Source organism: uncultured Xylophilus sp., from assembly GCA_913776965.1.
GTDB lineage: Bacteria > Pseudomonadota > Gammaproteobacteria > Burkholderiales > Burkholderiaceae_C > Xylophilus.
The window spans coordinates 1-11,795 of the sequence record CAJYQL010000058.1 but is presented as its reverse complement, the minus strand read 5'-3'; the positions used below and the strand labels follow the sequence as shown (position 1 = coordinate 11,795).

The following is an 11,795-nucleotide window of genomic DNA, read 5'->3' as shown; positions in this document are numbered from 1 at the left end:
AGAGTCGGTCGCGCCGGGGGCGCCGCGCCGCCGCCGGGCCCGCCTTCCCGTCCACCGCGCCCATGACTTCTCCGAGCCCCGTCCGCCGCCGGCACGTCTTCTATCTCAGCGGTTTCGACCCCAACGGACCGCCGCGCTACCACCGCCTCTACCGCGACGGCGCGGAGCGGCAGGCGGCCTGCACCGGCGCCGCGATCGCGGTCGGCCCGCGGACCCGCGACGGCGCGGACGCCGTGACCTGGGACGTGCGCTACCGACCACCCGGCGCCGCGGACGACCACGCCCCGGTCGCCACCACCTACCGTTTCCCGCGCTGGGACGACATCGTGCGGGCCCACTGGTGGCGCGGCCTAGGCCCGCAGCTGGCCGATCTGCTGGCCACCACCTGGCAGTACCTGCGCACCGGCGCCTTGTGGAAGACCTACCGCCAGCGCCCGGTGATGGCCACCATCGTCTTCATGCCGGTGGTGCTGCTCGCCCTGTTCTTTCCCGGACTGGCGCTCGGCCTGTGGGCGACGGTCGCGCTGATTGAGGCCTGGCAGTCCGACACGCCGCTGGCCGCGCCGGTGGCCGGCGTCACCGCGACCGGCGCCCTGGCGCTGCTGTGGCTGCGCTCGGCGCGGCGCAGCTGGCATGCGCAGTGGATCCTGCGCAGCTACGGCTTCATCGGCCGCATGGAGCGCGAGGGGGTACCGGCGCTCGACCCGGTGCTCGACCGCATCGCCGCCGACCTGTGCCGCCAGGTCCGCGACGGCGGCGACGACGAGGTGCTGGTGGTCGGCCACAGCCTCGGCTCGGTCCTGGCGGTATCGGTGCTGGCGCGGGCGCTGCGGCAGGACCCGGACCTGGCCCGGCGCGGCACCGCGCTCGGCCTGCTCACGCTCGGCCACTGCACGCCCTCGCTGTCGAACCTGCCGTCGGCGCGGCGGTTCCGCGACGAGCTGGCGACGCTGGCGCAGGCCTCCGACCTGTGCTGGGTCGATTTCTCCGACCCGCTCGATGCCTACGGCTTCGCGGGGGTCGATCCGTTCGCCGCGGCCGGCGTGGCGGCACCGCGGCCTGGCCATCCGCAGATGCGTTCGCCGGGCTTCGGCCAGCTGTTCTCCGCCGGCCGCTGGCGGCGGCCGCGCATCGGCCGGCACGACCTGCACGCGCAATACCTGTGCGCCAGCGCCCCCGGCCACGCCTACGATTATTTCGCGATCACCGCCGGGCCGAAGACGCTGGCCGACCGCATGGCGCGCGGCCCGCAGGCCGGCTGACGCGGCGGCGGCTGCATCGGACCGCCGGCCGCGCGGCGACTCAGCTGCGCAGGCCGACGAACATGTTCTGCACGTCGTCGTGCGCGTCGATCGCGGCGAGGAAGGACTCGACCTCCTCCAGTGCCTCCGGGCTCAGCGCCGTCGCATCCACCGGGTTCTTCGGCTTGTAGCCGAGCTTGGCCGACAGCACGGTGAAGCCGTGCGCCGGCAGCGCGCGGCTGACCAGGTCCAGGTCGGTCGGATCGGTCAGGAACAGGGTGGTGCCCTCCTCCGCGCCCGGCTCCACGTCCTGGGCGCCGGCCTCGATCGCGGCCGTCTCGGCATCGGCGTCCGGCGCGGCCGGCTCGGCCTCGATGAAGCCGAGGTGGTCGAAGTCCCAGGCCACCGAGCCGGAGGTGCCGAGCTGGCCCTTGCGGAACAGTACCCGCATCTCGGGCGCGGTGCGGTTGAGGTTGTCGGTCAGGCATTCGACCATCACCGGCACCTGGTGCGGGCCGTAGCCCTCGTACACCACCCGCTCGAAATTCACCGTCTCGCCGGTCAGGCCGGCGCCCTTCTTGATCGCCCGCTCCAGCGTGTCCTTGGGCATGGAGACCTTGCGGGCCTGCTCCACCACCAGCCGGAGCTTGGCGTTGGCCGACGGATCGGCGCCGCTGCGGGCGGCGACCATGATTTCCTTGGCGAGCTTGCCGAAGAGCTTGCCCCGCGCGTCGGCGGCGGCGGCCTTGCCTTTGGCTTTCCATTGGGCGCCCATGGGTGTGTCCTTGTGTCGATGAGGTCTGCGAAAAAGGCGGCCATTGTTGCAGCATCGGAAACGATGGGTTGCCCGGCGACGGGCTGACGGCCGGGGGTCCCGTCAGGACAATCGGTGCATCGTCATTTGTTGTCCTTCGGAACCCCCGCCATGTCCACTGCCGCCCCCGCATCCGCCCCCCACGACACCGCATCCGCCGGCACCGCCGACAGCCTGCTCGAGCGCCTGCAGTGGCGCTACGCCACCAAGAAGATGGACCCGGCCCGCCGGGTGCCGCAAGAGAAGGTCGACCGCATCGTCGAGGCGGCTCGCCTCGCACCCACCTCCAGCGGCCTGCAGCCGTTCGAGATCGTCGTCGTCACCGACGCCGCGGTGCGCGAGAAGATCAAGGCGATCGGCTGGAACCAGGGCCAGATCACCGACGGCTCGCACCTGCTGGTCTTTGCCGCCTGGGACGACTACACCGCCGATCGCATCAACGCGATGTTCGACTACACCAACGAAGTGCGCGGCTTTCGCAACGAAGGCTGGGAGAACTACCGTGCGCAGCTGCTCGGCAGCTATCCGCAGCGCGGCGCCGAGGTAAATTTCGCGCATGCCGCACGTCAGGCCTACATCGGCCTGGGCGCCGCGCTGATCGCCGCCGCCTACGAGGAGGTCGACAGCGTGCCGATGGAGGGCTTCGACCCCGACGCGCTCGACAGCATCCTGAACCTGCGCGCCCGGGGCCTGCGCAGCGTGGCGATCCTGCCGCTCGGCTACCGCGCCAACAGCGGCGACTGGCTGGCGAACCTGCAGAAGGTGCGGCGCCCGCGCGACCAGTTCGTCTCGGAAGTCTGAGCGACGAGGCGGTCCCGCGCGCACGGCGCAGGACCGCAGCGAACGAATCGCAGCAGCCGTTACGCACCGCGGCCCGTCGCGGCGCCGTTGTCCTACGGCCGCGGGCAGACCGCGCGGGGCAGAGTGACGGGATGCCGCACTCCACCGTCATCTGTCCGATGCCGCAGGCCGGCCGCGAGCTTCCAAGGCGACGTCGATGCCGCGCGGTCCTGCTGCTCGTACCTGCGCTGGCGGCACTGGCCGGCTGCCAAGGCACGAACGACCTGTCCGCCGTTGGCTGCCTGCCGCTGCGGGTGCCAGCCCAGGTAGTCCTGCTGCAGGAGGCGGGGCTGTACTGGATCGGCGATGCCGAGACGCCGGTCCTCTCCGCCCATCCGCGCGACACCACCAACGACGCCTTCCACCGTGTCCAGCCCCTGCGCACCCTGCCGCCGGGCACCCGCCTCGGCATCGACCGGCTGCAGCAGACCTGGGGCTTCGACAGCGGCAAGGGCCGCATAAGCGCGTTCGGCACGGTCGGGCCGGGCGGCGAGCGCTTCGAATACGGCTGGGGCGCCGCCACCACCATCGGGCGGGCGCCGTGGGAACCGGCGACGGTCCCGCGTCTGCGGACCGTCGCATGCCCGGACTGACACGCTGCACCGTTGCTACCGCCGGCCCGATCACCACCACCAGGAGTTGTCCGATGCGCCTGTCCTCTATCGCCGTCCTTGCCGGAACCCTCGTGCTCGGCACCGCCCTGCCGGTCGTGGCCCAGACACCGCTGGTGTCCGCACGCCCGTCGGTCGCGCTCAGCGTTAGCGACAAGACCGCCGTACGGCAGCCGCCGGTCGCGTTCACGGTGGCGATGCCGGGCGGGCAGACCACCACCGCTGTCGCGCAGCCGCTGATGGGCGGCGAGCGGGCCGGCACCGTCCACTACCCGGGCGACTTCGGCAACGCCGGCACGCGCACCGGCGACTACACCTGGACGGCCCGCATCGGCGACAAGACCGTGGCGACCGGCCGGTTCGCCTACCGCCCGACCGAGCGCGGACAGACGCTGGTGGTGCCCGACTGACGCCCGCCGGCGGCGCCGCCGGTCAGGCGCCGATCAGCTGCAGCGCCACCTCGCGGCGGTGGGCCTGCGTGCGGTGCTCCCACAGGTAGACGCCCTGCCAGGTGCCGAGCACCACCCGCCCGTCCCGGACCGGAATCGACAGCTGCACCGCGGTGAGCGCCGCCCGCACATGGGCGGGCATGTCGTCCGGACCCTCGTCCTGGTGTCGGAACAGCCGGTCGCCGTCCGGCACCAGCCGCGCGAAGAAGCGGTCGAGGTCGCCGCGCACGTCGGGATCGGCGTTCTCCTGGATCAGCAGGCTGGCCGACGTGTGGCGCACGAAGACGGTGAGCAGGCCGTCGGCGACGGCAGTGCCCGCCAACCATCCCTGCAGGGCCCGGGTGATCTCGACCAGGCCGCGGCCCGGGGTGCGGACGGTCAGGGTGGTGTGGTGCTGGCGGAGCATGCCCGGAGCATAGGGTGCCGACCCGGCCGCCTCCCCCGCACTATTCCAGGGTGACCTTCGCGTCCCGGATCACGGTGCCCCACTTCTTCTTGTCCGCGGCCAGGAAATCGCGGAACTGCGCAGGTGTGCTGCCCACCGGCTCCAGGCCGTCCTGCACCAGCCGCTGGGCGATCTCGGGCATCGCGATGACCTTGACCACTTCGCGCTGGACCCGCTCGATGGTCGCGGGCGGCGTGCCCTTGGCGGCGCACAGGCCGGTCCAGGTGACCGGATCGAATCCGGGCACGCCCGATTCGGACACGGTCGGCACGTCGGGCAGGCCCGGCAGGCGGCGCGGGCTGGCGACGGCCAGGGCGCGCAGCTTGCCGCCGCGCACGTTCGGCAGGGAACTCACCGGCTGGTCGAAGATCAACGAAACCTGGCCCGACAACACGTCGGCCATCGCGGTGCCGGTGCCCTTGTAGGCGACATGCACCATGTCGAGACCGGCCTTCGACTTCAGCATCTCGCCGGCCAGGTGGCCGCCGGTGCCGTTGCCGGACGAGGCGAAGTTGAGCTCGCCCGGCCGCTTCTTCGCATAGGCGACGAGCTCCTGCACGTTCTTCACCGGCAGTCCGGCGTTGACCAGCAGCAGGTACGGCGCATTGGCGATCTGCGTGACCGGCAGCAGATCCTTCTCGGGGTCGAACGGCATCGACTTCACCAGGAACGGCTGGATCGACAGCGTGCCGGTGGTGCACATCAGCAGGGTGTGGCCGTCCGGCGGCGCCGCCAGCACCGCCGACGCGGCGATGTTGCCGCCCGCACCGGGCCGGTTGTCCACCACGACGGACTGGCCCAGCCCTTCGGCCAGCTTGGGCGCAATCAGGCGCGCCACGATGTCGTTGGAGCCTCCGGGCGAAAAGCCGACGATGATCCGCACCGGCTTGGTGGGAAACGCATCGGCCGCAGGGGCGGCGGCGCCCCATAGTGCGGCGGTGGCGGCGGCGATCACGGTGAGCAGGCGGGGATGCAGGCGGAAGGACATGGCCGTGGTTCCAGGGTGGTTGCAAGAAAAAGGAAACGGGGGCGATTGGGGCCGGCGATCAGGCGGAGAGCACGGCGCGGGCGCGGGCGATGCGCGCGCAGCCCTCTTCCAGCACGTCCAGGCCGGCAGCGAACGAGATGCGGAAATGCGTGGGCACGCCGTACGCGCTGCCCTGCAGTGCCGCGACGTTCTCGCTGTCGAGCAGGTGCATGATCCAGTCGTCGCTCGAGGCGATGACCTTGCCGGACGGCGTCCGCAGGCCGAACAGCGCGCTGCACGAGGGGAACAGGTAGAAGGCGCCGTCGGGGCGGGTGCAGTCGATGCCGTCGATCGTCTGCAGCGCCGCAGCCACCGTGTCGCGCCGCTGGCGGAACACCTCGCGGCTGTGCGCCACGAAGTCCTGCGGTCCGGTCAGCGCCGCCACTGCCGCAGCCTGCGCGATCGCGTTCGGGCCGGAGGTGCTCTGCGACTGCAGCTTGACCATCGCCTTCGCCAGTCCCGCCGGCGCTGCACCGTAGCCGATCCGCCAGCCGGTCATCGCATAGGCCTTGGACACGCCGTTGATCGTGAGGGTGCGGTCCTTCATCTGCGGCGCTGCCTGCGCCATGGTGGCGTAGCCGCCGTCGGTGTAGATCAGGTGCTCGTAGATGTCGTCGGTCAGCACCCAGACCTGCGGGTGACGCTCGAGCACCGCGGCCAGCGCCCGCAATTCGTCGGCGGTGTAGGTGGCGCCGCTCGGGTTGTTCGGCGAGTTCAGCACCAGCCAGCGGGTGCGCGGCGTGAGGACACGTTCCAGGTCTTCCGGCTGCAGCTTGAATCCCGCGGCTTCGGGGCAGTCGACGAACACCGGCGTGCCGCCGGCGAGCAGCACCACGTCGGGATACGACACCCAGTAGGGCGCGGGCACGACCACCTCGTCGCCCGCATCCACGGTGCACATGATCGCGTTAAAGATCACCTGCTTGGCACCGGTGCCGACGATGATCTCGTCGGTGCGGTAGTCCAGCCCGTTCTCGGTGCGGAACTTGTGGGCCACGGCCTCGCGCAGCGCGGCGGTGCCGCCCACGTCGGTGTAGCGGGTCTGGCCCGCGGCCATGGCCCGGGTCGCAGCCTCCTGGATGTGGGCGGGGGTGTCGAAATCCGGCTCGCCGGTGGTCAGGGCGAGGATGTCGCGACCCTCGGCGCGCAGGGCCCGGGCACGCTGGCCGGCCATGGAACTGGGAGAGGGTTTGATGCGGTTCAGACGGGGCGCGAGAGCGATCATGGCAAGCGGTCGGTACAGGGAACGGCCAGTATCGAGAGCGCTGCTGCGCCGCACAAACGAATCATTGGCAGAGCGCGGTATTCCATTTCTTCCTGCCCGGCATGCTTCGTGCCTCCGGAGTCCGTATGAACATCACCTTCAAGCAGCTCGAGGCGTTTTTCTTCAGTGCGAAGTCGGGCAGCTTCAGTGCGGCCGCGGTGCTGCTCCACACCACGCAGTCGGCCATGTCGAAGCGGGTCGCCGAGGTCGAGAGCGCCTGCGGCACGCCGCTCCTGCACCGCACGCCGCGCGGGCTGGAGCTGACCCACGCCGGACGCCAGCTGATGCCGATGGCGGAAGAATCGCAGCGGCTGCTGGCCCGCATCCAGCAGGAGATCGGCACCGACCGCACGCTGCGCGGCAGCCTGCGCATCGGCGTGACCGAACTGATCGCGCTGACCTGGCTCACCCACTTCGTGCAGCGGATGCAGCGCGACCATCCCGGGCTGATGCTGGAACCGGTGGTGGACGCGGGCCTCAAGCTGTTCGACGGACTGGAGGCGAACCGGCTCGACCTGGCGATCATGCCCGGCACCTTCTGGGGCAAGGGCTACACGACGGTGAGGGTCGGGCAGGTGGAAGACCTGTGGGTGGCCAGCCCCAAACTGAAGCTGCCGCGGCGGGCGTTGAAGCCGCACGAGTTCGCGGCATACCCGATGCTGGAGCAATCGACCGGCGCGGCCAAGAACCGCTTCTATGCCGCCTGGCGCGCCGAACACGGCTTCCGCTTCAACCAGGTGTTCGCCACCAACAGCACCACGGTGCTGCGCGAACTGACGATCGGCGGCCTCGGCATCAGCCAGCTGGCCCTCGACTACGTGCGCGACGACATCGACGCGGGCCGGCTGCGCATCGTGCGCAGCGACCCGATGCCGCCACCGATGGTGTATGGCGCGGTCTACCGTAGCGACGGCTTCAACCCGGCGCTGGCGCGCGTCGCCGACCTGGCGGCGGAGTTGTGCGACTTCTCGCTGCGGGCCAACCAGAACGTGCGTGCACCGGCTGCCCGCAGGCGCCGCAAGGCGACGGCCTGACCACCGGCGCGCTTCCTAGCGCGCCGCCGCCTTTACCACCAGCCGGCACACCGAGGCCAGCGCCAGCAGGTCCGGGTCGCGCTCGCGTGCCCGCAGGAACGACAGGCCGATGCGCTGGCGCGCCCGGTAGTCGGCCTGCAGCGGGATGAACTGCACCTTGTGCTGGAAGATGCTGCGCACCCGGCCGGGCAGCAAGCTGTAGCCGACGCCGCCGCTCACCAGGTTGGCGAGCGAGAAGATGTCGCCGACCCGCATCGCGATCTCGGGTACCACGCCGGCGACGGCGAAGGCGTCGGCGAAACCGCGCTGCGTGGCGTAGCCCTCGCCCAGCGAGACGAAGCGCTCGTGCGCGCAGCTGCGCAGGTCGATCTGCGCCAGTGCCGCATAGGGCGAGCCGGGCGGCGCGGCGAAGAACATGTCGTCCTCCATCAGGTCGATCGAGACGATGCCGGGCTCGGACTCGGGCACCGCCATCAGCGTCGCGTCGAGCGTGCCCTGGTGCAGCTTCTCCAGCAGCTCGGCATTGCTGCCCAGCACCAGCTCGGCCTGCAGGCCCGGCCGGCGCTGGCGCAGCGCGACGATGACCTCGGGCACCGTCTGGATGGTGAGCGAATACAGCGCGCCGAGCGTCACCCGGCCGTCCGCGTAGCCGGCCGCGGCGCGGGTGGCGCGGATGCCGTCGGCCAGGGTGCGCTGCACGTCGCGCGCGACATCGGCCAGCACCTGCGCGGCCGCGGTCGGGATCAGGTTGCGGCCCTGGTGGCGGAACAGCGCGCAGCGCGCGCCCTCCTCCAGCGCATGCAGCGCGCGGTGCACGCTGACCGCGCTGGTGCCCAGCCGCTCGGCGGCGCGGGCCAGGCTGCCCGTCTCCATGAAGGCGAGCAGCACCTCGAGCCTGCGCAGGCTGATGTCGTCGGCGAGGGAGTGCAGGGCGGAGGGCGCCGGCACGGACGCGGCAGCGGGCGATGCCGCCGGGGCAGCGCCGTCGTGCGGGGAAGGAAGGACCATGCGCCGATGCTAGGGCCGCTGGTGGCCCGGGCGCATGGGGGTTTGCGGCAGGGCCCGGGTCAGTCGGCGTACACGCCCGCCTTGCGGATGACCGGGCCCCACTTGGCGATCTCGGATTCCAGATGGGTCTTCAGGCCTTCGGGCGTGACCTTGCTCATCGGCGGGATGTCGGAGCTCAGCTCGGCCAGCCGCTGCTTGACCACCGGGTCCTGCAGCGCCGCGCGCAGCGCCTCGTTCAACTTCTTCTGCGCCTCGGCCGGCGTGCCCTTGGGGGCGTACAGGCCGTGCCAGACCTTGACCTCGAAGCCCTTCAGGCCCTGCTCGTCGAGGGTGGGCACCGCGGGCAGCGCAGCCAGGCGTTGCGGCACGGTGACGCCGAACACCTTGAGCCGGCCGTCCTTGATGAAGGGCACCGTCTGGGTGGTCTGGTCGCACAGCAGGTCCACCTGGCCGCCGAGCAGGTCGCTCATCGCCGGGCCGGTGCCCTTGTAGGGCACGGTGGTCAGTTCCTCGCCGATGCTGCTCTGGAACAGCAGGCCGCACAGGTGCGACACGGCGCCCAGGCCGGCATTGGCGAGCATCACCTTGCCCTTGTTCTGCTTGATGTAGGCCAGCAGTTCCTGCAGGTTGCCGGCCGGGAGGTCCTTGCGGCCGAGCAGGGTCATCGGCACGTCGACCACCTGGCCGATGTACTCGAAGTCCTTCAGCGGGTCGAAGGTCAGCTTCTTGTACAGCGCCGGCGCGGTGGCCATGCCCATGTGGTGCAGGAACACGGTGTTGCCGGTGGCGGGCGCCCGGGCGACCTTGTTGGCGGCGATGGTGCCGCCGGCGCCGGCGGCGTTCTCCACGATGACCGGCTGGCCGAGCGAGCGGCCCATCGGCACCGCGAGCAGCCGCGCGACCACGTCGGTCGGCCCGCCGGCGGCGAAGGGCACGACCACCGTCACCGGCTTGTCGGGCCAGGCCTGCGCGACCGCGTCGGCGGCGGGCAGCAGCAGGGCCGCGGCCGCGGCGCAGGCGGCGGCGGCGAGGCGCCGGCGCAGCGGCCGGAGGGGGGCAATGGCGGCGACGGGGACGGTGTCGTGGGGCGTGGGCATGCAGGTCTCCTGTGGGTATGGATCGAACGCGGGAAGGGAACACGGATCGGGTGCGCGGACCGGTGGCCGGCGCGCCTGTGGGCCCTGCCGCCGGTCCCGATGCTGCCGGGACAGGGGCGCCGGCGGTGCAGGACTTTCCCGGCCGGGGTTTCCCGGAGGATGGGGCGTCGCGCCACGGTGCGGGCGGGCGGTCATCGGCGCGGCGGGTCAGGCGGCCGGTGCACTGACTGATGCGACTGCGGCGGCGGCCGCAGGCGTCGGCGCGGGGTCCAGCAGCCGTCCGGTCACCGGCCAGTCGGCCACCTGCCAGAGCCGGTCGACCGCGGCCTGCATCGCCTCGGGTGCCACGCCGCCGGCATACGCGGCCAGGCGCTGCGCCTTGGCGGCCAGTTCCTCGCGGCTGAGCGTGTTGCCGGGGTCGCCCTTGGGCTCGTCGATGCGACCGTGCAGCGTGCGGCCGTCGGTCGTGGTGACGGTGACCTTGCCGATCCAGCGGCGCGGATAGGCGCCGTCGACTTCCGGGTCGAGCACCATCGTCACCTGGTCGCGCAGCGCGCGGGTGGCGGCGCTGCGGTAGTGCGCGTCGAACTCGGCCAACCCGGCGTGGCCGAACTGCGCCGCCAGCGCCAGCACGGTGCCCATCGAGAACTTGCTCTGGTGCACGCTGGCCGGATCGGTGACCGGCCCGAGTACGTCGATCGCCCCCTGGTGCACATGCGTCACCACCTGCGCGATCTGCTGCGGCTGCAGGCCGTGGTCCTGCATCGCCTGCAGCAGCGCATCGGCTGCGGGATGGGTGTGGCGGCAGCTGGCGTGGTACTTGAACGAGGTCTCGGCGATCGCCCAGCGCGTGCCCAGGCCATCGTCGAGCCGGGCCGGGTCGGCGTCGCCGCGCGACATGCCGGCGGCCATGCCCTGCGGGCCGGCCAGGATGTCGGCCGCGCCGGTGAAGCCGTCGTGCGCCAGGTAGGCCGCCGTCAGGCCGGCGCCGGCCGCGTGGGCGGTGTGCAGCTGCTTGCTGTCGGCGCCGCTGCGCAGGAATTCCCACAGCCCGGCCGACTGGGTGCCGGCCGAGCCGAAGGCGTGCAGCATGCGCGCCGCATCCAGCCCCAGCAGCCGGCCGACCGCGGCAGCGGCCGCCAGTGTGCCGGCCGTGCCGGTGGTGTGGAACACCCGGTAGTGCGAGCGGCCCAGGAATTCGCCGACGCGGATGCCGACTTCGTAGCCCGCCACGCAGGCCGCCAGCAGGTCGCGGCCGCTGGCGCCGATCGCCTGCGCCACCGCCAGCGCCGGCGGGAAGACGACGGTGGCCGGATGGAACACCGAGCCGTTGTGCACGTCGTCCTGCTCGGCGACGTGCGAGGCGGCGGCGTTCGCCATCGCGGCGGCCAGCGGGCTGGTGGTCGCCGTGCTGCCGATCACCTCGCACGGCCCGGCGAGCGGCCCCATCGCCAGCGCGAACCGGGCGATGCTCACCACCGGCCGTGCCGCATGGCCGGCGACGGCCGAGCCGAACCAGTCGACCAGCAGGTCCTCGGTGCGACGCAGCACCGGCTCGGGAATGTCCTCGAACTGCAGGCCGGCGGCGAAGGCGGCCAGCCGGGCAGTGGGCGACCCGATTTCCGATGCTTTTGAGTCTTCTGCGCAGGTGGCAACTGCGTCGGCAGCTACAGTTTCCATAGCAAATCCTTGTCTCCGGGGCGTGCCGTCACGGCAGCGCCGGTGGGGATGGACGGTGCCGGTGGCCGGCCCTTCCGAGCGGCGGATGGTGGGGCCGGCCGCACCGCCCGCACAATCACCGAATCCGGAAGCCGGTCTTCGAAACCGCCGAAGGCTGGTAAACCCTGATCCGCGCCCTGCCCTGTAGGCGGGCCGATCGGCGACGATGCGGCCTTCGGCGCGCCGCGAACTTCTCCGCTGCCGCGCGCCGCCATTCCTGCCCCGCCGATTCCGCCTGTTCCCATG

The 11,795-nt window shown here is 71.9% G+C and carries 12 protein-coding genes; 5 read left to right on the top strand and 7 right to left on the bottom strand.

Features of this window, described 5'->3' with window-relative positions:
* Positions 1 to 62: 62 nt before the first annotated feature.
* Positions 63 to 1,262, top strand: coding sequence for a hypothetical protein (locus tag QZ500_RS08515; RefSeq protein WP_295853733.1), 1,200 nt, complete (start codon positions 63 to 65; stop codon positions 1,260 to 1,262).
* 40 nt (positions 1,263 to 1,302) lie between these two features.
* Here QZ500_RS08515 and QZ500_RS08510 read toward each other — a convergent pair whose 3' ends face one another.
* Positions 1,303 to 2,016 carry a YebC/PmpR family DNA-binding transcriptional regulator gene (locus tag QZ500_RS08510; RefSeq protein ID WP_295853730.1) on the bottom strand — a complete coding sequence of 238 codons (714 nt, stop codon included), beginning with the start codon at positions 2,014 to 2,016 and terminating at the stop codon, positions 1,303 to 1,305.
* Positions 2,017 to 2,166: 150 nt separating this feature from the next.
* Between QZ500_RS08510 and QZ500_RS08505 the strand changes: the two genes are divergently transcribed.
* From QZ500_RS08505 to QZ500_RS08495, 3 genes are all read left to right on the top strand, one after another.
* Positions 2,167 to 2,856, top strand: coding sequence for a nitroreductase family protein (locus QZ500_RS08505; protein ID WP_295853727.1), 690 nt, complete (start codon positions 2,167 to 2,169; stop codon positions 2,854 to 2,856).
* 131 nt (positions 2,857 to 2,987) lie between these two features.
* A complete protein-coding gene (locus QZ500_RS08500) occupies positions 2,988 to 3,488 on the top strand; it encodes a hypothetical protein (RefSeq protein WP_295853722.1) in 501 nt (166 codons plus the stop codon).
* A gap of 53 nt (positions 3,489 to 3,541) precedes the next feature.
* Entirely contained in the window at positions 3,542 to 3,916 is a 375-nt protein-coding gene (locus QZ500_RS08495) for a hypothetical protein (RefSeq protein WP_295853720.1), read from the top strand.
* Positions 3,917 to 3,938: 22 nt separating this feature from the next.
* Here the strand turns inward: QZ500_RS08495 and QZ500_RS08490 are convergent, their stop codons facing one another.
* Genes QZ500_RS08490 through QZ500_RS08480 form a run of 3 tightly spaced genes read right to left on the bottom strand, consistent with a single transcriptional unit; the run spans position 3,939 to position 6,652 of the window.
* Complete coding sequence (locus QZ500_RS08490; RefSeq protein ID WP_295853716.1) at positions 3,939 to 4,361, bottom strand: secondary thiamine-phosphate synthase enzyme YjbQ; 423 nt, start codon at positions 4,359 to 4,361, stop codon at positions 3,939 to 3,941.
* Positions 4,362 to 4,401: 40 nt separating this feature from the next.
* The gene (locus tag QZ500_RS08485) at positions 4,402 to 5,388 is read right to left on the bottom strand and encodes a tripartite tricarboxylate transporter substrate binding protein (RefSeq protein ID WP_295853714.1); all 987 of its coding nucleotides are present in this window, start codon (positions 5,386 to 5,388) and stop codon (positions 4,402 to 4,404) included.
* 58 nt (positions 5,389 to 5,446) lie between these two features.
* Positions 5,447 to 6,652 carry an aminotransferase class I/II-fold pyridoxal phosphate-dependent enzyme gene (locus QZ500_RS08480; RefSeq protein WP_295853712.1) on the bottom strand — a complete coding sequence of 402 codons (1,206 nt, stop codon included), beginning with the start codon at positions 6,650 to 6,652 and terminating at the stop codon, positions 5,447 to 5,449.
* A 125-nt stretch (positions 6,653 to 6,777) separates the two neighbouring features.
* Here QZ500_RS08480 and QZ500_RS08475 point away from each other — a divergent pair, with 125 nt between their 5' ends.
* Positions 6,778 to 7,725, top strand: a complete 948-nt coding sequence (locus tag QZ500_RS08475; protein WP_295853710.1) for a LysR family transcriptional regulator — start codon at positions 6,778 to 6,780, stop codon at positions 7,723 to 7,725.
* Positions 7,726 to 7,740: 15 nt separating this feature from the next.
* Here the strand turns inward: QZ500_RS08475 and QZ500_RS08470 are convergent, their stop codons facing one another.
* The 3 genes from QZ500_RS08470 to QZ500_RS08460 form a co-directional block, all read right to left on the bottom strand.
* A complete protein-coding gene (locus QZ500_RS08470; protein WP_295853707.1) occupies positions 7,741 to 8,733 on the bottom strand; it encodes a LysR family transcriptional regulator in 993 nt (330 codons plus the stop codon).
* A 59-nt stretch (positions 8,734 to 8,792) separates the two neighbouring features.
* On the bottom strand, positions 8,793 to 9,830 hold the full coding sequence (locus tag QZ500_RS08465; RefSeq protein WP_295853703.1) for a tripartite tricarboxylate transporter substrate-binding protein: 1,038 nt from the start codon (positions 9,828 to 9,830) through the stop codon (positions 8,793 to 8,795).
* A gap of 207 nt (positions 9,831 to 10,037) precedes the next feature.
* Positions 10,038 to 11,510: an MmgE/PrpD family protein gene (locus QZ500_RS08460; RefSeq protein WP_295853699.1), complete on the bottom strand. Its 1,473-nt coding sequence runs from the start codon at positions 11,508 to 11,510 to the stop codon at positions 10,038 to 10,040.
* Positions 11,511 to 11,795 lie beyond the last annotated feature (285 nt).